This window comes from Cytobacillus sp. FSL R7-0680 (assembly GCF_038009245.1).
Classification (GTDB): domain Bacteria; phylum Bacillota; class Bacilli; order Bacillales; family Cytobacillaceae; genus Cytobacillus; species Cytobacillus kochii.
Map to the genome: position 1 here is coordinate 1,211,000 of NZ_JBBPAO010000001.1, position 21,548 is coordinate 1,232,547.

Here is a 21,548-nt window from a genome sequence, read left to right on the forward strand (position 1 = left end):
TCATTTTTTAATATTCATTTGACATCAGATGTCATACTACCTTATCATCAATACTATTGGAGAAAACTTTTTAAGGGGAGACATCATGGTAAATATTTTAATAGGAATTTTAGGTTTTTTTCTCGTTCTCGGCTTAGCATACCTTATTTCCAATGATAAAAAAAATATCAACTATAAAGCGATTGCTATTATGGTTGTCTTACAGATTATCATTACTTTATTCATGTTCCAAACAACCATTGGTTTAAAGTTAGTTGAATGGATTTCTAATGGCGTTACAACTGTTTTAAATTTTGGTTATGAAGGTATTGATTTTGTATTAGGTGGCTTGGTGCAAGAAGGACAAACAGTCTTCTTTATGAATGTACTTATGCTCATTATTTTCACTTCAGCATTATTATCCATTCTTACTTATATTAGAGTTTTACCACTCGCTATTAAGTATATTGGTGGGTTTTTAGCGAAAATTACCGGTTTGTCAACAGTAGTTACATTCAATAGTATTAACTCGATTTTCTTTGGCCAAAGTGAAGCACTATTGGCGATTAAATCACATTTAGCAAGAATGAGTGATAACAAACTATTTATTATTAGTACATCAGCAATGGGGAGTGTATCAGCTAGTATTATGGGCTCTTACATGACAATGGTTCCTCCTCAATATGTTTTAATAGCGATGATTTTGAATTCGCTTTCAGGCTTGATTATCGCGACAATGATGGCTCCGATCAAAAACAATGAAAAAGAAGAAATTGATGTAAAAGACGTAACGGGGTCAAAATCATTATTCGAAGCTATTTCTAACGGTGCACTTGATGGTGGTAAAGTAGCTTTAATCGTTGCAGCTATGCTTGTTGCCTATATTGCGTTAATGGCTTTACTTAATGCCATGTTTGATGGAATATTCGGTATGGATTTAACAACAATACTAGGTTATATATTTGCTCCTGTTGCCTGGTTGATGGGTATACCATCAAATGAAATTATTACAGCAGGATCCATTATGGGAACAAAACTTGCTACAAACGAATTTGTTGCAATGTTACAATTCCAACCACTTATTGGAGAGCTTTCAGAGAAAACAGTTGCGATTATTTCAACATTCTTGATCTCTTTCGCTAACTTTAGTTCAATTGGTATTATTAGTGGTTCGATTCAAGCTATTAATGGTGAAAAAGCGGCAGTCGTTGCTAAATTTGGTTTGAAGATTCTATTAGCAGCAACATTGGCGTCTACCTTAACATCCATTATGGTCGGTTTATTTAGTTAAACACAAAAAAAGGCATATATCTCTATGCCTTTTTTTCGTGTTAAAATCATGAGTTTGTTCGACTGAACTTATACTTACTTTGATTAAATCTAAAGTCACCGCCCTAAGATCTTATGATAAAAAGATAAAATTGACCAGATGAATATAGGTAGCACAAAAGCACCTATAAGCATATAAGCGAGCGTTTTAATTGCATCATTTGGGCCGCTTCCATAAAACAGAAAAATTGTCAATGTAGCTAAAAATAATATGATTATTGTATTTATGAAAAATACACTTCTTTGTTTCCCTTGAACTTTCCATTTATTTGATTGAATTTTAATCGCTGTCCAAACAGCTGGGATTGCTATGATTGTTAATATTACTGCTACAATTGTGAGTATATTTGCTATCATTCCAGTTGTAAATATTGTACCCGTCCAAGAACTTACTGCAAACAACACTAATGCTCCTATTCCCCATCTTGCCGTGTTACTTAAAGATTCTTCATGTTTTTGGGCAAGTGTTTCCTTATCTGAATAAATTGGTTCAGTACCAGGATCGGCGCGAAATAAATGAATACCTGCTTCTGAGAAAACGTGGTTCCAACCTGCGTCTTCAAAATAGCTTAAATATTCCTCTTCCTCATTTTCTTCTACTGTACGGTAATCAATGCTGTATATATACTCTTTTTTCTCACCTTTCACCAATGTATAACCCATGAAACTTAGCTTTTTAACATGCCACCCTTTAAGAGACTGCTGCCTCAGTTTCTCCATATCTTTGCTTTCTGCAAATGCTAATCCACCAGACATCATATACTTTGATTTACTCATTGTCCATTCCTCCCAATCCTTCTTCAGCTAATTGAACCATTAGCTTTCTCACATTCATTTCATCTTTTAAAACCACTTTACCTTGTTTAGTCAATTCATATACTTTTCTTCTTGAATCTGAACCGTCCTGTAAATAAATCCATTCTTGTTTTAAGAGCTTCTTTATAATCGTATACATCGAGGCTGGCCCAATGGCTATTCTCCCCTGTGTAGTCTCTTCGATCAAAGACATAATTGCATATCCATGCCTTGGACGGGTTAGTGCCGTCATAATATAGAACATAGAATCGGTAATCTGCCCTTCTGATTTCAATTTACATCATCCTTAATGTATTCTTTTTTGATATATCACAAATGGATATATTAAGAATATATCACTTTATGATATAAGTGTCTATAGTTATATCATAAAGTGATATAAATTTTTATAAAAAAAAGCTTCCTTCAACATAAAGAAGCTTTCTAGTCAATATTAACGGCGAACATATCTTTGCAATTTTAATTTACTCAAACATTGCGCACTACTTCAAAGAATATACCATCAACCAATGACTACCCTTATTCATTTTTCTCATTTTCGTAAACCCAACTTTTTCATAACAAGCAATAGCACGATGATTGTTAGTCGCAGTATCTAAAATAACCATCTTTGCTTCAGTTCTTTGCGCAATGTATTCAACAAATAGTTTCACCATTCTTGTTCCAATACCTTTTCCGAAAAGCATGGGTTCACCGATGAACTGATCGATTCCATAAATCAGTTCATTGTCCCTAAATCCAAAATATTCATTATCTACCTGATAATACTGCATAAATCCAATCGGTTGATCTTTGAGTTCTACGATAAATGGTGGGACATTGATTTCGCCGTCTATACGAGGACCGTATTTCTCTTTCACCATTTCTAGAGAAAAAGGTTCATTGACATCTCCGTAGAATGTCAATACTTCTTTCGTACTTAACCATTTACTCATATACTGATAGTCATTTTCACACATTTTTCTTATAAATAAATCATTTTCCTTCAACACGAACTCTCCTGTTCAAGATATAGAGTGACCTCTCGCACGCATAAAAACAGAAATGTTTGACGACCAACCTACCGAATAAGAAAAGTCTCCCCTTGGAAAAATAATCGTATCTTAACTGTTCCAAAGAGAAACAACTGAAATTCCGGTTATTTATTCACATGTTTATCCGTACACATACCCACTTAATAGGACGGAATTTTCAGTTAATAAATTACACACTATTTCTTAAAGTCCTTATCTATCAAAGGTTTACCATCTGGATCAACCATAACAGTTAATCCACTGACCGGACCTGCATAATGGAACATATACATCACTCCGGTTTCATTATCCCGAATAATCTTGAAATTTTCTATTTTCCCTTGAGAATAAATTGTTTCAAAACGCTTATTATCCATCACTCAACGCTCCCTACATCTTTTTTAATGAAGTTCCTCTGAGGTAATGTAGCTGTATATAAGTTTCATTAACTTATTTTTACCATAAAACCACCTCTTGAACAATGCACATTTCAAAGCATTTTTCTTTTGGAGATTAAATCGAAAATTTTTCATAAATAATTCTGAAAAATAAAATTAACTCCATGAAAGTGATATAGCAGACTAAATTATTATTATTCCATTCAGTTAAAGTCCTCTCAACGCCTGTATTGAGTGAAACTAAAAATCACCTAAATAAAAGCTTGTTAACTTCAAAAGCTAACAAGCCAAAAATGATCTTATTCTGTTTTTCTTTTTTGATCTTTGTTTCGTTTATTTCCCTTACTATTATCACCACTTATTGCGCTTTGAGTTCCTTGCGGTGAGCTTTGGTTCTTACTGCCGTTATTAGGTACTTTCGTCAAACTGCTTCACTCCCTTCTATTAAGGAGTATTGTGGACCGTTCGAGAAAATTCTATACAAGCCCTCTTCTTATCAAATCACGAGGCGAGTAATTCCATCCATATTGCTCTATTGTTTTTTTGAATGATAACCAGTGGTTTCTTCCTCAAAGCAAGAAAAACAAATCATTTTACCATCAGCTTCAAGAACACCACCTAAAAATCCGCCATGACAATAAATCCCCTCACCACAACTACGACATTGACCAAGATACTCTTTTTCCATATATCCTCCTTTAAAAATAAGTGCTCTTTTTACTTCAGACCTTAAAATACTTCATATGTTCTTTTGTAGAATTGAGTCCGATCAAATGAATCTCAAAATTAACTTAGGTTATATATATATTTAGACAACCAGAAAACATATTCCCTCTAGTTTGAAGCCATTTGATGAGAATTTTTGGTAAACTTAAAAGGTACTTTGAGTTTTTATAAAGGAAGAAACACGTAAAATACAAGTGCAAGTTGTAATAAGAGACTTTCTTTTATCATATAGCTACAAATGTTTTTCAAAATTAAGGGGGAATTTATAATTATGTAGTAGAGAAAAATATGTATATTACTACAAAGTAGACGAAATTATTGCAGGTATAAGCGTGCTAAGAAATTATTTAAAAACTACCTGGAATGCTAGATTCCACGTAGTTAATAGATTTTACGATTTCATTCTACTGTTTCGCGTAACAATCAAAAATAACTTTGTAACGTCTCATCTCCAATCTCAGAGATGTGTGAAAGTTTTATCATGTTTTATGACCCGTACTTTTAATATTTTTAAAATCTCGGGGCTTGCCAATTACATTGTTCGTCTATTACAAAGTTAATTATAGTAATAGCCTTAAAAAATAATAAGTAAGAAACCTCATTATCTAAAATGAAGTTTCTTTACTTAACTATAATTAAATGCTCATTACGCCACCTTTTGATGCATTTGTTACTAGTTTGGAGTACCTTCCCAACCAGCCATTTTTAATCTTTGGTTCAAATGGTTGTAATGATTTTTTTCGGTTAGCTAATTCTTCATCAGATAATTTTACGTTCATCGTTCTGTTAGGTAAGTCGATCACAATGATATCTCCATTTTCAATAAGTGCGATTGGGCCACCCTCAGCAGCTTCTGGAGAAATATGACCAATGGAAATTCCGCGTGATGCTCCGGAAAAACGACCGTCTGTTAGCAAAGCAACTGAACTACCTAATCCTCGACCCATAATGGCTGAAGTTGGTGCTAGCATTTCCGGCATTCCTGGACCACCTTTAGGTCCCTCATACCTGATGACAACAACATGACCTTCTCTTACAGCTCCATTATCGATTGCTTGTTGTGCTTCTTCTTGTGACTCAAAAACAATTGCTTCTCCTTCAAACTCTTGAATCGTTGGGTCCACTGCGCCGACTTTAATAACAGCACCTTCAGGGGCGATATTTCCATATAAGATGGAAAGGCCACCAACTGGGCTATAGGGATTATCTTTAGGACGAATGACTTGTTCATTAGTAATGTCATGTCCACTTACTAACTCACCCATTGTTTTACCTGTAATCGTTATTCTCTCTGGATGAATGGCATTTGGAATTTTCGTTAATTCATTAATGATTGCACTAATGCCCCCAGCTTTATTAATATCATCCATTGAATAATCTGACGCTGGCATAATTTTTGCTAAATATGGTACACGGGCAGCGATTTTATTAATATCTTCAAGATTATAATCAATACCAGCTTCATTTGCGATTGCCAAAGTGTGAAGCACTGTATTAGTCGAACCACCCATCGCCATATCTAAAGCAAAGGCATCATCAATGGCTTCTTTCGTAATGATGTCACGTGGTTTCACATCTTCTTCAATCATGCGAACTAAATGTTTAGCAGCTTCATAGATTAACTCTTTCCGTTTTGCACTTGTTGCGACAATCGATCCGTTACCAGGAAGAGCGACACCTAGCATTTCCATTAAGCAGTTCATTGAATTAGCTGTAAACATCCCTGAACAAGACCCACATGTTGGACACGCATTATTTTCAATATCATTGAACTCTTCTTCTGTCATTTTTCCTGACTTAAAAGCTCCTACTCCTTCGAAAACAGATGTTAATGAAAGTTGTTTTCCGCTCGCACTTGTTCCTGCTTCCATCGGTCCACCTGAAACAAAAACGGAAGGGACATTTGTACGCGCCGCTGCCATTAACATACCAGGAGTGATCTTGTCACAGTTTGGAATATAAAAAACGCCATCAAACCAGTGGGCATTAATAACGGTTTCCGCACTATCAGCAATTAACTCTCTGCTAGGTAAGGAATAACGCATACCAATATGCCCCATGGCTATTCCATCATCAACACCGATTGTATTAAATTCAAAGGGAATGCCACCTGCTTCAATGATTGCTTCTTTAACCACATCTGCAAATTCTCGTAAATGAACATGTCCAGGAATAATGTCAATATATGAATTACATACACCAATAAATGGTTTCTCTAAATCTTTTGCTTTAACTTTTCCTGTCGCATATAAAAGACTACGGTGAGGAGCTCTATCTACTCCAAGTTTAATCGTATCGCTTCTTCTCATTTACAACCACACCTTCAATTTTCATTATTTTGATTATTTGTATAATGTATTGTAAAACGTAAGTTGTCTGCTGTCAATAACGTTGTTAGACAAAAAGAGCATCTTATACAAAAAGATGCTCTTTTTTGCTTTTTATTCAATTCCTAATTCACTCATTGCATGTAATATATGAATTTTCATCGCACTTCTTGCTCCTTCAGGGTTACGATTCATCATAAAATCCATAATCATTTGATGATCATTCAATGTATCTTTAATTGCAACCTCTTTTTCGACTGATAAAATCACACCTTTATCGATGGCTTGATAAATGACAGGCATGAGCTTTTCCATAAATTCATTATGCGTCGCTTTAACGATTGATTGATGAAATTTCTGCTCTTCAGCCGTTCGATCTTGCTTTTTTTTAATCTTCTCTTCAATTTGTAATCCATAATCGATAATTCTTTTCATTTCTTGGTCACTTGCACGAATGGTCGCATAGTATGCAGCTTCTGGTTCAAATATTAAGCGCATTTCATACAAATCTTTCGCATTAATTTTTGCATCTGTAAGCAATCCGAAATGTTGCATATGGTCAATATCCAAAGCTTCTTTTATAAAAGTCCCTCTACCTCTTTTGATTTCGACAATGCCATTTGTAACGAGGATTCTAATCGCTTCTCTTAAAGTTGTTCGACTAATATTCAATTCTTCCGATAATTCATTTTCGTTAGGTAGCTTATCTCCAGGTTGAAAACGTTTCTCAATGACAATCATAGAGATAATGTCATCAGCAATGGAATCGGATAATCTTTTTTGAGTCATATATTTGTCCACACCTTATTTAGTATTAATATAGAATATAGTGTAAACGATCATTTATGTAAATGCTTATTTTTCGCAAAAAGAAAAACCACGAATGCGAGAACATTCGTGGAAAGAATTTATTCATTATTGGTTGGTTGTTACTAGTGGCGCGTTTTCGTCTTGCACCCATTCTGTCATGGAACCATCGTATACAGCAACATCTTTACGGCCTAGTGTATATAGAATGAAAGCATTCCATGTAGCAGCAATCCCACCGCCACAATAAGTGATGACTTTTTTAGATTGATCAAATACACCGGTCGGCTCAAAAATTTCACGTAATTTTTCTTCATCTTTAATGAGAAGTGATTCATCATCTGATAAGTCGGCAAAGAAGACATTTTTACTATTAGGGATATGACCGGGACGGCCGTAAGTGTTTTTCTTACCACTAAAGACATCTGGTGATAAACAATTCATAATAATCATGTTGGGATCATCAATCGCTTTTTTGACATCTTCTTTTGTAGCTAATAATTCCCGTCTTCTTCTACCATTAAAAGTTGCTTTTGGATAATATTCAATTCCAGACTTAATTTCTCTACCTTCTTCTTTCCATTTTCTAAACCCGCCGTTTAAGATTGAGACATTATCAAACCCTTCGAAGCGAAGTTGCCACCAAACACGTGATGCCCAATCAGACGCGGCATTTGGGGAGCCGACTTCAGCGATTTTGTCATAAATAATTACATGCGTACCATCACCGACACCCAATTTTTCAATCCCTTCTACGAACCTTTCTCGGGATGGCAATGTAAATGCTTTTGGATCATCTGGGTTTGCTAATTCGTTTACTACATCTGCATGCACAGCACCTGGAATATGCTCTTCTTTATAAGCGTCTCGTCCGTTCGTTACAGAGTAAAGTCCATCACCATCTGGTAACTTTAAGAAAGTCGTCGCGTCTAGTATGCGGATATTTTCATCATTTAAATGTTCCTCTAACCATTGGGTTGAAACAATTGGTGGAATCGTTTTGGTCATACTTTTCTCTCCTCTTTCGATTTTTGATTAATATAACATTATACCCATCTGTTTACAAGGAATTAGGTTTGCGGTATTCATTTTTCTGCTACAAGCCATTATACTTTCAATATTCCCTATTTACAAAGGACAAAAACATTGATAAAAGCATAATTATAGAAATCATTATCTTATGAAAGCTTTCGAGTAAAAAAAACAATCTTACGAAACCTGTTCATTGTATAGAGAGAATGAAATTAAGTAAAGACATTCGACATTCATACCGATAATTATAAGAAAATATCTTTTCGATTCGTCTCTTCATTACATTCAATCTTGCTACATAAGGTCCTCCTCTATGGCGGGAAGAGACAACTGGAAAAAACCGATTCTTATCAATCGGTTTTTAAAATAGTTTACCATTAATAGAGGGTGCCTTCTGCTTCTTTTGTATAAATTTTCACCTGATCAAGTGCCCCATCTTTTAACTTGGTTACCCATTCTGGATCTGCAAGTAGGGCACGACCGATTGCCACGTAATCATATTCACCAGCATTTATTTTTTCATCGACAATTTTAAGATTTTTTTCAATGGTGATTTGTGCATTATCTTCACTACTCAAATATGCGCGATTAATGCCAATGGATCCAACTGCAATTGTTGGTTTTTGTGTAATTTTCTTTGTCCAAGCAGCTAAGTTATATGTAGGGTGTTCATCTACAAATTCTGGTTCCCATATGCGTCTTGTTGAACAATGAAAAATATCGACACCCGCTTCAACTAAAGGTAATAATATGGTCTCAAGCTCCTTACTATTATTCGCTAACTTGGCTTTGTAATCTGTACCTTTCCATTGAGAATAGCGGAAAACAATTGGAAAATCGGGCCCAACACTTTGTCTGCATGCCTTAACGACCGCTGCTGCAAATGTAGAGCGTTCCTGTAGGTCTCCACCATACTGATCTGTCCGTTTATTAGTCAGTTCCCAGAAAAATTGATCAATGAGATAACCGTGAGCTCCGTGTAATTCGATGCCATCAAACCCAACCTCTTTGGCAGATTTAGCAGCCTTTGCATACGCATTAACTAGGTCATGTATATCTTCTTCTGTAAGTACCTTGATTTGATCAATTTTCTTTCCTTTTAACGTGATGCCTGAAGGACTGACAGGCGGTGAATCGATGTTAGGTAGACTCCCGGCTTTTCTTGCTGCACCAACATGCCATAATTGTGGAATAATCTTCCCGCCGGCTTCATGTACTTGAGCTACTACATTTGCCCAGCCTTTTAATGCATCCTCGCCATAAAAAAGGGGAATTGTTTCACCAGCAACTGCTGATGGATGATCAATCGCTGTGCCTTCAGTAATAATAAGGCCTACACCATTTTCTGCTCTCCTGCGATAATATTGTGCTACCTTTTCATCTGGTACACCATTTGGTGAGAATCCTCTTGTCATTGGTGCCATTACTACCCTGCTTTTTAATTGCCCATTTCCAAATGACACCTTTTCCAATAAACTATGCCCTGCAATTTTTTCTACCATCTTTATCACTCCTTGCTTTCATTTTACAAAGAATGATAACAAATACAAGTAAAATGCTTTCAATTAACAGAATATTTTATTCATTTGTCACTGCATAAAAAAACATTTCAAAAAAAGGATTGAAATGTTTTCTCTTTATTAGGAATCAGCTCTTTTAATTTCTTCAGGTTTAAAGCCATAAATGACAGAAACACCTAAATACAACGAAAAGAAATCCAAGAACCAATTATTATTCCTTTCCTTTGTGTGCAGACAACGAAAGATCTCTTGGAACTGCATGCTTTCATTTGCCTTCACCACGGGGGTGATTCCGAAATATTTAATTACCGTATCTAAATTTAAATGTTTTGCAACCTTCAAAACATCCTCTAATAGTGAATAATAGATTGCGATTTCCTTTTCCTGAAATAGTTTAATCATTTGCGTATTTAAGTTAGCTAATAATAACTGTCCTTCTTCTTCCTTCACAACAGGAACTTGATTTAACATTTCTTTTATATCGATTTTAATCACCTATTTTTCCAATTTTATTATCTTCACGAGTTGAGAGTTATACTTGCAAAGGTTTATCAAAAACATAAATCGTCATCGCAATATCTTTTTCTAAATCAATATCAGTAAAAATATTGATTAATTGAGCACCAACGAGTACTTCAAGTTTTTCAACCTTTTCTGTATCGCTATATAATTGTTTGATAAGGGTTGTTCGAGCTTCATGGACTACTTGGTAGCCTTTCGTTGATTCAATCATGAACTTCTCGACATTTGTTAAGTTCCCTTTCATTTCCGTAATCGCCCAACAGCCTGTAAATTTTGTAGTCATTTCTCTTGGTCCATTGCCTACATGTTTTTTTCGAATTTCTCTTATAATCATATTGAATTGATGTTCGATATTCATTAAAAGCGTCCTCCAATAATAAAGTCACAGTTTTTCCAAGGTAAGTGTATAGTGAAAATGTAATCTTATGGTCCTCCATGTGACCATTTGTTAAACCTATTACTCTATGCATACAATAAGCCCGCCATAAAATAGCTTGTTTTCACAAACTATTTTATGGCGGGCTAATAGCAAAGCAGCAGACGCTACTCGTTATCCATCTCACCATTCACCTATTATTATATAGTAATAGGCAATCTCTTTACCTATTAGCCATATATTACTTATATAAGTATAATTTCTTTCTCAAAAAATATCAATATTAAAGAAAAATTGCTTTCTCTTCTATTTGATATAGTAATAAACTCATACCCTTGCTGTTTCATTTGCGTCCAAGGTTTTATCATTGATAACGAGCCATTAAGAATCAACTCCATATATTCCTTTATCATTTCGAGTGCTTTTAGGATTTGCACCTCTTCGGTAGTAAATCATCAAGGAGCTCAAACATTGTTATTATTTAATTTGAGCAGCTGCTTTTTATTTTCACCACATTCTACAAGTATTCAACTACTTTCATTTATATTTACAAAAAGGAAATTTATCCTTTGTTAACCAATAGTACCTAAGATCTATTTTACATCTAAAAAACAAATGAGAATACATCCTTTACTAAAGTATGTATTCCATCGATAAAGAGAGAGGTTTGTGGATTTTTCTTCAAAATTTCTTTAAAACATACTTACTTCTCCAGAAGAAAAATTGAATTCTATTATGAAAATTTTAAAATGCGTAAACAAAAAGAAACTACCTTGTGTAAACATAACTAATACGTAAATAAAAAAACCTTGCTTGCGTGGAGCTTATAGCTACAATCGGCATACAAGGTTTTTTAATTCAATGAAGTTTACTTTTTAATTGTTTTTATGTGCGTTCAGAGTTAGATTACTTTTTTTGAAAGAATCCCTCAACATGTTGAGATGTAAAATCGGATAATTGTGCAAAGTCATATTGGGGATTGCGGTCTTTGTCAATGACCACTGACCGTACACCTTCATAAAAGTCACTATGGTTTAAAAAATTTCTAGCAAGTATTAAGTCTGTTTCTAAGCAAGTTGTGAGAGATTGTTCTTCACCGTCAATCAGTTGCTTAAGTGTGACTTTAAGTGATGAAGGTGATTTAGATAATAAGATATCACTTGTCGTTGTAGCGAAATCACTAGGATGTTCACGAAGAGAGTGTAGAATCTCTTCTAATGTTTGAAAAGAAAAGTGCAAATCAATTTCTTCTTGTAATTGTGATAACTTACTTTCTCCGCTTTCGTTGTTGGCGTACTGATTGAGGAAATCATTCAAGTTATAATCGAGATTTACATCTAACCAATTCATATTCTCTAGATTTTCTAAGAGGGAGTTAAATTGTTCACTCTTGATGAAATAATCAGCTCCTCCTATGTAGAGAACATCAGATGCATGTATCGTCTCTGCCGTCAACGCTAAATAACGGCCAATATAGCCTGGAGCTTTGTTAAGGAAATAGGCAGCACCTACATCAGGGAAGAAGCCAATATTCATCTCAGGCATGGCCCACTTCGTCCGTTCAGTTACGATACGATAGTTTGCCCCATAAGTCAGCCCAACTCCCCCTCCCATTACAATACCATCAAGATAAGCGATAATGGGCTTTGGATAGTCATAAATTAATTGATCTAATTCATACTCCTCTTTGAAAAATTGCATTGCCAGACTTTTATTTTTTTCATTCAAGCGGGCATCGTATAAAGCTTTTATATCTCCACCTGCACACAAGCCTTTTTCTCCTGCTCCTTTGATCAGAATCATCTGTATGTGATTATTGTTTTTCCATCGCAGTAACTTTTCTTTAAGTGGTTGAACCATTGCTAAAGAAAGTGAGTTTAGCGCTTTCGGTCGGTTGAGTGTAATCACACCTAACCCTTTATCATTTACTGTGAAGAGTACTTCATCTGTCATACAATCTCTCCTTTCGTTTTTTTAAAACCAACGTTCAGTTACAACTTTCTTTCTTGTATAAAATTGAACACCATCTTTTCCGTTAGTTCCTAAATCTCCATAAAATGATGATTTGTTACCAGCAAAAGAGAAAAAGGCCATAGGAGCAGGTACATTCACATTTACACCAATCATGCCTGCATCAATCTTCTCCCTGAAAATTTGTGCTTCTTTACCACTGGATGTATAAATAACAGCTCCGTTGGCAAATTTTGATTGGTTCGTTAAAGCGATGCCATCTTCAAATGTTTTTACTCTAACGACACTTAAGACCGGTGCAAAAATCTCATCTTGCCAAATTTTCATATCGGATGTTACATTGTCAAATATTGTTGCACCTACATAATAACCATCTTCTGTCGTCTCTGTATCCCTGCCATCTACGATTAAATGGGCCCCTTCAGATACCCCTGAGGCGATATATTGTAACACACGGGATTTATGAGTGTCACGAATGAGTGGTCCAACAAAATGCTCTTCAAAGCGACCATCCCCGACAGTAAGTTTTTTCGTTTCTGCTACGAGTAGGTTCATAAACTCATCTGCTATATCTTCTACAACGGCTACCACAGAACAAGCCATACATCGTTCCCCACTACTTCCAAACGCTGCGCCAATAACACCTTGAACCGTTTTTTCTAGATGACAACTAGATGTTATAACTGCGTGATTTTTCGCACCAGCTAATGCTTGGACTCTCTTTCCGTGAGCGGTGCCTGTTTGATAAACATGTTTGGCTACCGGCTCTGACCCAACAAAAGAAATTGCACGAATTTCTGGATGATCTAATAAGCGATTAACCACGTCTTTTCCCCCATGTACAAGGTTTAATACACCTTTAGGAAAACCTGCATCATAGAATAACTCAACGAGTCTACCAGCCAAGATCGGCGTTCTTTCTGAAACTTTCAGTATAAATGTATTCCCACAAGCGATTGCCAGAGGAAACATCCATAAAGGAACCATCATTGGAAAGTTAAAAGGGGAAATCCCAGCAACAACACCAAGCGGATAGCGCCAAATTGAGCCATCTATCCCTTCGGCAATACTAGGAAGCGCATCTCCCATCATTAAATTAGGAGTGGAGGTTGCGAGTTCAACGACTTCAATTCCTCTTTGTACCTCACCACGCGCATCCTTTAATGTTTTTCCATTTTCCTCTGTAATAATTTGAGCGAGGTTTTCTTTTTCCTCTTTTAACAAATGAAGATATTGGTAAAGCAGACGCGTTCTATTTGGGACGGGTACCTCAGCCCACTTAGGATAGACCGCAGCAGCAGCTTTGACAGCTAAATCAACATCTCCTTTACCAGAAAGGGGGACGTAAGCAATAATTGTCCCATTCGCCGGATTCGGTACGGCTTCCACTTCCTTACTACTTGAATCAACCCATTCACCATTAATATGGTTTTTCATTGTTGGAATTTCTGTTTTAATCATTCCTTCATCCCCGTTTCTTTGGCATTTTTTGTTTGATCATTTTTCACTTTTTCATAAAGAACAGCCATATCTTGGCTTCCATAACCCTCGTTTTCAGCATGTTTGTATATATTTAATAGTAATTCACTAACTGGCAATTGCAATTCGTGTTCCTTGGCTAAATCAAGCGCAAAACCAAGATCTTTATTTAATAACTGCAAAGTAAAACCGGGTCGATAATCTTCGTTTGCGATAAAACTTTTATAGTTTCTTTCATATATCCGACTTTGGCCGTAGCTCACATTCAACATCTCAAATAATTGCGCTAAATTAATGTTGCTTTTTTCTGCCAGATTTAAGGCTTCGCTTACACCAGCAGTATAAAAACCGATAAGTAAGTTATTGATTAATTTGACTGCAGTTCCGCTTTCAATATGTTCGTTCACATGAAAAATATTCTCTCCAAGAATATTTAACAATGGTTGGGATTGCTCGAAAGCTTGTTTAGGACCACCGACCATAATGGTTAAAGTACGATTTTCAGCACCGATTACACCCCCACTGACAGGAGCAGCAAGAAAATGAATCCTCTTCTTTTTTGCTTCTTCTGCTAATTTTTGATTCAAGCTAGGAGCAACAGTACTTGTATCAATCAGGACAATGCCTTCCCGTCCTTTTGTAATCAATCCTTCCTCACCTAAATAGATTTCTTCCACCGCTTTCATTGAAGGTAAGCTTGTGAAAATAAAATTTACTTGCTTTATGATATTATTGATAGATAATCCAATCACACCTCCCGACCTTAGCAATGCCGCTTCAGCATCTTTGTTAAGGTCGACACCGTACACTTCATTGCCTTCTGATAATAAGCTTTGCGCCATCGGTAAACCCATATTCCCTAAACCAATAAAACCGATTTTCTCACCCATCATTTTAGCTCCCTTCATTTCAGTAATTTTGGTTGATCAATAAGTATTTGTGCTAATTGCCTTTTTTTCAATAACAGATTGCTGTAGAGTGGGATTTGGTAATTTTCAATGTTTGCGAAAGCAACGAATCGTTCTTTTTCATCAAGTATCGCTGCTGAAATCAGGCTAATCGTTTGTTGTTTCAAATATTGAAAGCATTGTTCGCATATAATATCAGTCGCTAAATCTTTCCACTTTTGATTTTGTTTTCGATGTTGCAGTTTTAAAGTCCGCATATAAGTCGCTTCCATTGTATATAATTCTGTGATGATATTAGCTAAAAGACGTGCATACTGCTGTTCTCTATTAATATCAATCCTTGCATTTGAAACCGCTTCCAAAGACAGCGATAACAGTTCTTTTCCTAACTCAATAAATTGGCTGTTTCTATCTCGGTGTAATGGTGTCGGGGTATTGATTGTGATACCTTTAGATGAGTGTTTGTGAAGTAAGTTTTTTGCTATGGTTAAGCGATTGATTTCGTTTGTTCCTTCAAAGATACGACTGATTCGAGCATCCCTATATAGTCGCTCAACATCGTAATCTCTCATATAACCGTATCCACCGTGAATTTGAACGGCCTCATCTGTTACATGCCCAAGCATTTCAGAGCATCGTACTTTGTTTATGGCACATTCCATTGCGAATGCTTTTAAAGAGGTGATTCCTTCATCCGTTGGAGCTTGATCAATCATATCTGCTGTGCGATAAGCGGCACTTTCACTTGCATAAATAGATGTCGCCATTTCAGCTAATTTTTCTTGTATCAACGTAAATTCAACCAGCGCTCTATCAAATTGTTGTCTTTCTTTCGCATAGCTAAGAGAAAAGTTGAAGGCTTGTTTAGCTGTGCCAATATTCGAGAAAGCTAGCTTCAATCTAGCTAGATTTAATATATTCATGGCAACTTGATGACCGTTTCCTTTTTCTCCTAGTATATTAGCGGATGGCACAACGACATCTTCCAATATAAGAGTAGCTGTTGATGATCCATGAATACCCATCTTTTCTTCTTCTGCACCAATCGATAGGCCTGCTGTGTTTTTTTCAACAATAAAAGCAGTCATCCCGTCATTTGTTTGGCAAAACACAACAAACACATTTGCTATGTGAGCATTGGTAATCCATTGTTTTTCCCCATTTATTATCCAACTATCACTCTTGCTGTTGTAAATAGCTCTTGTTTTAGGTGAAAGTGCGTCTGATCCAGCTCCTGCTTCCGTTAAGGCATAAGCACCAATCCAATCCCCAGAGATGAGTTGTGGTAAATACTTTTGTTTTTGTGCTTCTGAACCAAAATAAACATACGGTAATGTGCCAACACCTACATGAATATTATAGGAAACACTAAAAGCCCCACCGTATCCTATCTTTTCAGCAATAAGCCCGGATAATTTTTTACCAAGTGCAAACCCGCCATAATCTTCAGGTACATCAATAGCAAGTAGACCAAGTTCCCCTGATTTTTTAAACAGATTCTTAGCCACTTCATAGTTCTTATTTTCTAATGAATCCATTTGGGGCAACACATCATTCTTAATAAATAATTCTGCCGTTTGTGCAATGAGTTGTTCCTCTTCAAGAAAATCTTCAGGAGAAAAAATATCTCCCTTTTCTTCTAGCGTTTTTTTTAGCTTCGCCATCGTGCACTCCCTTTACATCTTTCTATCTCCTTTGATTGAGCGCTTGCTCAAATCAGTAGTAAGAAGCAAACCTCCTTCAAACAAAAAACAACTCCTATTAAAAGAAGTTGTTAAGTAACGAGTGGACAAACAAATAAACATGTGTAGTGTTATATACATGTTCTTCTATCCGCACTTAACACCCCCTATCCGCGTAGGTAATGATGTTGGCTAAAACAGGCAGGTCTCCTGGCTTATGGTCGTGGCGGATTTGCTCCTTCCCCATTCAATAATGAATAAGTGGTTATGTACAATCCGCTCGCAAATACAGTTGCGGGACAGCACCGGAGTCTAACCGGTTTCCCTTTTAAGCTTGATGAACAAGCACCTGTTTATTTAGCTTATTTAGTTTTCACACTAACAATATATCAATTTTTCGGAAAATTTACAATTTATTTTTTAGAATATGTATTCTCAGCTTAAAACGATGAAAAAGTTAGGCTCTTTATCATTTTTCTTCCAACCACAATATAAGCTAGATTCATTGATTGAATCCACTCCTACAACCCGAGTAGAAAAAGGTCAAATTCTTCATTTTGACCTCGTTTTATGTAACATGAAAGGTTAAATAAATTTACCCCCTAAAAGAGAAACACGCCTCCTAGATTGCAGAGGCGTGTTTTTCAAGTTTACTTAAATAAGTTAAGAAGTTTCTCGAAGAATCCTACTTTATCTTTTGTTTCTTTAACATCTTCTTTGTTATCTTTTATTTTAATCTTATCTGTTTGAATGACAAATTGGACTAGTTCCAACTTATCATTATTTTTATCTGATACAAAAGAAATTGGCTCATAATCAGATTTATCATATTGCGATATCATTTCATCAACTTCTTTTGTCACCTCCTCAGGAATGTCTTTAGTTGCATCATGTAATTGTCCAGTTCCATTATGAAGCGAGCCAGCTCCTTTCGTTAGTTGCTCAGCTCCAGATAGAGAACCGCTAATTCCTTCATGGATGTCATTATTTGATGTACTTAATTCAGAAACACCGCCTGTATAAGCAAGTAACCCTTGGTGGAATTGATTATAGTTAGATACCATTTCTTCAACACCAGATGTCAATTGTTTTAACCCTTCATCAATGTCAATTTGAAGAATAGATTCATCTATATTAGATGATATTGCACGGAGGTTACCTGCTGCTTCTCTCATTGATTGACTAAAGGTTGATAGAGGTTCAACCATGTCTGTAAGGTTATCTTTGGCTAGTAGTAGAACTTCTTGAGCAGCTTTTGTCCCTCTATAGGTTTCTACCAATTGATCAATTACCTCTTTATTCGCATTACTTTCATATAATTTATTTATCTCTTTATCTGAAATTTGGTTATCTGGTATCTGCTCCAGAGCACGGTTGATTTGTGTTTTTACCTCATTATAATTAACAACTACTTGGTCTACATCATTAGCTGCTTGTTCTAAATTATCCGCCACCTCAGGCAGATCGATTGTTACATTCTCGAGTTCCCCAATACCACTCACGCCACTGGCTTGTTTAATCTCATCTTTAATCAAAGATAAAGTATTATTTATTTGTGCTGATCCTTCAGTTAATTGGTCACCAGACTGACTTAATTCATTTAGTCCTTTTTTATATTGTGCAGCCCCACCCTCTAATGACCGTAAGCCTGATGAAAGTTCATTCATTCCTATTTCTAAGTCTCCGACACCATGATGAATGTCACCAATTGCCTCAGTTAATGAGTGAAATTCACTCGTCAATTCTTCAGTATCTGGGCTATCAATGGCAAGTGAAGCAGGTAAAGCAGATATTTGCACACCTTCTGTTTCAAAATGATTTGTTTCTGCCTCAATCGTAAATACTTCTTCCTGCTCAGGCATAACGGTAAAAGTGAGCTGCTTATCTTTGCCGGATTGTGCAACAGTGGCATTCTCAGCTTTTATATCCTTAAATTTTTCAGTGTTCAGCGGTACGCTAATTTGCAGCATATAATTTTCAGAGAATGAAGAACGCTTACCTTCATTCGCTTCTACAGCAATTTCCATTTTTATATCGCCAGATTTACCAGCTAAATTTTCTGGATTAATCTTTTTATTATTAAGGTAATAATTAATTGTAAAACGCCAAGGTAACTTAGAGTTATTTGGTAAGTTTCCTTGATAATAATAATTTTCTTCTTTTGCTTGTAATGTGATCTGATTATTTTCTTTGCTAATTTTTGATGTGTCAGTTAGATTTTTAACTTTTTCGTAATTTCCAAAATCCTCAATCACACCAGGTTCTATCATTTCAAAAGAATTGACAACATATAATTCGGTTAGGTTACCGTCTGCTAGCAAGTTAGCATAAATCACTTCATTTTTGTTTGCTACTTTCCCTTTACTCATTTCATCTTTAACAGGTTGTGATTCTGCATGTATATTCATCACAGGAAAGAAAAATAGAGAAGCAGTGATAAGCATCCATTTAATGATCTTCATTTTTTTCCTCCTTGTTACTAAAGTCCATTTGAAGAGATGTTTTTTGAATCAATTTATCACATAGTAATAATAATCCAGGTAGAAAAAGTATAACGAGTAAAAACGCGAGCAATGCTCCTCTACCTAATAATAATCCTATAGAACCGACGATTGGATTTGAGGAAGTTAGCCATAATATAAATCCGACACTTGATAATATGGACGCTGAAACGATAATGGAAAATAATTTCTCATCAATTGTTTTTCTCATCGCTTGTTTTGGAGATAACTTTCCACGATTATGCTTATAAGTCTCTGTTAATAAAATGGCATAATCGACCGTTGCTGCAAGCTGTACAGTGCTAACGATGAGATAACCAATAAATACTAATGACGTATCGGTAAAATAGGGTATGGCGAGATTAATCCAAACAGAAGATTGTATTGTTAATAATAAGATAATCGGTAATGATAATGATTTGAATGTGACAAGTAACACGAGTCCAACCGCGATAACGGTTAAAGTATTTACTAAAGAATTATCTTCTGTAACAGTTGATTTCATATCATAAAGTGCAACACTTTCGCCTAAAGTTAACGCTTGATTACCAAAATAGTTAGTACCTATTTCCCTTACCTCTTCTACTAATTGAAAAGGAATATCTCCTTCTGTTCCTGCATCAGTATTAATGATGATTCGACTGTAATTATTAGATAAGAATTGTTCCTTTGCTTCCTCCTCCAAATATTCTTGCGGAATAGTCGAGCCAACCATATTCGCGTATCCAATTACATTTGAGACATGGTCAACCTCTTCAATAGATTCAATCATTTCTTTTTCTTTACCTATTTCATTATTAGGTACCAATAATACTACAGCGGTTGATTCGCCAAATATTTCTTCTACTTTTTGGATGTCTTGCCCTAATCTAGTACTATCAGGTTGATCCCCCATTCCATAAGTAAATGAGGTTTCTTTTTGTGCTAAAAAGCTAGGTATAATGAGAAGTAAGACGAAAATCAAGACTGGAAACCTTAACTTTAATGTTTTTTTTCCAATACCTTTAAAATTTGGTATTAATGATTTGTGCTGTGTTTTTTCAATCCAATGATGGAATAATAATGTAAGTGCTGGAAGGAATACCATCACACTTATAAAACTTAAAATTATTCCTTTAACAAGGTTTAAACCTAGGTCTGATCCAATCTCAAAATCCATAAACAATAATGCAATAAATCCAAATAGAGTTGTAGATGCGCTCGAGGCAATGACACTAAACGATTCTTTCATAGCTAGTTTCATAGCTTCATTTGGCTCATGCCCTTGTTTACGATAATCTTGAAAACTATGTAATAAAAAGATAGCGTAATCCAAGGAAACAGCTAACTGCAAAATTGGTGCGACTGATTGTGTCACAAAGGACACTTCTCCTATAAAAACATTACTCCCTAAATTAATAATTACCGATACACCGATAGCCGTTAAGAAAAAGAGCGGTTCGACCCAAGAGTTTGTCGAGAGAACTAGTATAATGATAATAATGGGAATAAGTATCCCTGCAGCGAGTAACGTTTCTTGCCCTGTCATTTTCTGCTGCGTAGCTGTATTTGCAGCTTCGCCAATAAGTGATCCCTTCTCACCAATTATTTGATATATATCTTCTGTTGCTTCGACCTCTTTGCCACTCTCAATGGTGACAGAATAAAGAGCGTGATTATTTTTGTAGTAATTTTCTATTGTGCCTTGGTCTCCGGTTTCTATTGGTGTTCTTATGTCCATCGCATCATCTAACCACATCACATCAGTTACACCTTGAACCTTATTTAATTTCTCTTTAATAACGAGCGCTTCTTGGATTGTTACATTCTCAACCATTACGCTTGTATTTGGAATGCCACTAGTAAACTCATCTTCCATCACTTCTAAAGCAACGGTAGATTCAGCTTCTGCTGGGATATAATCTTTCATATTATAATTAACATTCACAAACAGAAATCCAATAGCAGAAAGCACTGATAACAAAAAGAAAATGATGGTTACAGATTTTTTATAACGAATAATAAACTCAATCATTATTGGCTTCCCCACTTCTTGATGTTGAAATTCTTTTACAGTAACATTATACATACCACTGTGTTAGATAAACAACAAACAGTTGTGTAAAAAATGTTTAACATCCAACATTTAAGCGTACTTTGTTGGATTTCTCAAAAAAGTGAGG

Annotated in this window: 19 protein-coding genes and 1 riboswitch; of the genes, 1 reads left to right on the forward strand and 18 read right to left on the reverse strand. The window is 35.6% G+C overall.

The genetic code is table 11. The annotated features are described in order from the left end of the window. The first annotated feature begins 85 nt into the window (after positions 1–85). Positions 86–1,270, forward strand: coding sequence for a NupC/NupG family nucleoside CNT transporter (locus tag MKY26_RS06115; RefSeq protein ID WP_095373276.1), 1,185 nt, complete (start codon positions 86–88; stop codon positions 1,268–1,270). A gap of 95 nt (positions 1,271–1,365) precedes the next feature. On the opposite strand, the gene MKY26_RS06120 is transcribed toward MKY26_RS06115, so the two are convergent. The 18 genes from MKY26_RS06120 to MKY26_RS06205 all read right to left on the reverse strand — a co-directional run bounded on the left by MKY26_RS06120 (position 1,366) and on the right by MKY26_RS06205 (position 21,400). Further along, positions 1,366–2,085, reverse strand: a complete 720-nt coding sequence (locus tag MKY26_RS06120; RefSeq protein WP_095373275.1) for a DUF2812 domain-containing protein — start codon at positions 2,083–2,085, stop codon at positions 1,366–1,368. Then, the gene (locus tag MKY26_RS06125; protein WP_095373274.1) at positions 2,078–2,398 is read right to left on the reverse strand and encodes a PadR family transcriptional regulator; all 321 of its coding nucleotides are present in this window, start codon (positions 2,396–2,398) and stop codon (positions 2,078–2,080) included. The genes MKY26_RS06120 and MKY26_RS06125 overlap by 8 nt, the downstream gene beginning before the upstream one ends. 208 nt (positions 2,399–2,606) lie before the next feature. Then, entirely contained in the window at positions 2,607–3,113 is a 507-nt protein-coding gene (locus MKY26_RS06130; RefSeq protein ID WP_322909353.1) for a GNAT family N-acetyltransferase, read from the reverse strand. Positions 3,114–3,334: 221 nt separating this feature from the next. Next, complete coding sequence (locus MKY26_RS06135) at positions 3,335–3,514, reverse strand: DUF6440 family protein (RefSeq protein ID WP_095373273.1); 180 nt, start codon at positions 3,512–3,514, stop codon at positions 3,335–3,337. 320 nt (positions 3,515–3,834) lie between these two features. Then, on the reverse strand, positions 3,835–3,960 hold the full coding sequence (locus MKY26_RS06140) for a hypothetical protein (RefSeq protein WP_267892241.1): 126 nt from the start codon (positions 3,958–3,960) through the stop codon (positions 3,835–3,837). A gap of 107 nt (positions 3,961–4,067) precedes the next feature. Beyond that, a complete protein-coding gene (locus MKY26_RS06145) occupies positions 4,068–4,223 on the reverse strand; it encodes a hypothetical protein (protein ID WP_322909354.1) in 156 nt (51 codons plus the stop codon). 673 nt (positions 4,224–4,896) lie between these two features. Continuing rightward, positions 4,897–6,570 carry a dihydroxy-acid dehydratase gene (gene ilvD / locus MKY26_RS06150; RefSeq protein WP_307313873.1) on the reverse strand — a complete coding sequence of 558 codons (1,674 nt, stop codon included), beginning with the start codon at positions 6,568–6,570 and terminating at the stop codon, positions 4,897–4,899. Positions 6,571–6,702: 132 nt separating this feature from the next. Beyond that, a complete protein-coding gene (locus tag MKY26_RS06155) occupies positions 6,703–7,377 on the reverse strand; it encodes a FadR/GntR family transcriptional regulator (protein WP_322909355.1) in 675 nt (224 codons plus the stop codon). Positions 7,378–7,503: 126 nt separating this feature from the next. Further along, positions 7,504–8,403: a sulfurtransferase gene (locus tag MKY26_RS06160; protein ID WP_095373270.1), complete on the reverse strand. Its 900-nt coding sequence runs from the start codon at positions 8,401–8,403 to the stop codon at positions 7,504–7,506. A gap of 401 nt (positions 8,404–8,804) precedes the next feature. Continuing rightward, positions 8,805–9,929, reverse strand: a complete 1,125-nt coding sequence (locus MKY26_RS06165; protein ID WP_341093499.1) for an NADH:flavin oxidoreductase — start codon at positions 9,927–9,929, stop codon at positions 8,805–8,807. Between the two features lie 138 nt (positions 9,930–10,067). Further along, positions 10,068–10,442: a hypothetical protein gene (locus MKY26_RS06170; protein WP_095373268.1), complete on the reverse strand. Its 375-nt coding sequence runs from the start codon at positions 10,440–10,442 to the stop codon at positions 10,068–10,070. A 37-nt stretch (positions 10,443–10,479) separates the two neighbouring features. Continuing rightward, complete coding sequence (locus MKY26_RS06175) at positions 10,480–10,827, reverse strand: DUF2294 domain-containing protein (protein ID WP_095373267.1); 348 nt, start codon at positions 10,825–10,827, stop codon at positions 10,480–10,482. 924 nt (positions 10,828–11,751) lie between these two features. Continuing rightward, positions 11,752–12,798, reverse strand: coding sequence for an enoyl-CoA hydratase/isomerase family protein (locus MKY26_RS06180; RefSeq protein ID WP_341093515.1), 1,047 nt, complete (start codon positions 12,796–12,798; stop codon positions 11,752–11,754). A gap of 21 nt (positions 12,799–12,819) precedes the next feature. Beyond that, positions 12,820–14,277 carry a CoA-acylating methylmalonate-semialdehyde dehydrogenase gene (locus MKY26_RS06185; RefSeq protein ID WP_341093523.1) on the reverse strand — a complete coding sequence of 486 codons (1,458 nt, stop codon included), beginning with the start codon at positions 14,275–14,277 and terminating at the stop codon, positions 12,820–12,822. Continuing rightward, positions 14,274–15,185: an NAD(P)-dependent oxidoreductase gene (locus MKY26_RS06190; RefSeq protein WP_233435253.1), complete on the reverse strand. Its 912-nt coding sequence runs from the start codon at positions 15,183–15,185 to the stop codon at positions 14,274–14,276. Before MKY26_RS06190 ends, MKY26_RS06185 begins: the two co-directional genes overlap by 4 nt. Positions 15,186–15,199: 14 nt before the next feature. Continuing rightward, on the reverse strand, positions 15,200–16,867 hold the full coding sequence (locus tag MKY26_RS06195; RefSeq protein WP_341093540.1) for an acyl-CoA dehydrogenase family protein: 1,668 nt from the start codon (positions 16,865–16,867) through the stop codon (positions 15,200–15,202). 201 nt (positions 16,868–17,068) lie between these two features. Continuing rightward, positions 17,069–17,253, reverse strand: a riboswitch (cobalamin riboswitch). Between the two features lie 282 nt (positions 17,254–17,535). Continuing rightward, positions 17,536–19,347, reverse strand: coding sequence for a YhgE/Pip domain-containing protein (locus MKY26_RS06200; protein WP_341093546.1), 1,812 nt, complete (start codon positions 19,345–19,347; stop codon positions 17,536–17,538). Next, the gene (locus tag MKY26_RS06205; RefSeq protein WP_341093557.1) at positions 19,334–21,400 is read right to left on the reverse strand and encodes an efflux RND transporter permease subunit; all 2,067 of its coding nucleotides are present in this window, start codon (positions 21,398–21,400) and stop codon (positions 19,334–19,336) included. The genes MKY26_RS06200 and MKY26_RS06205 overlap by 14 nt, the downstream gene beginning before the upstream one ends. Between the last annotated feature and the right edge of the window lie 148 nt (positions 21,401–21,548).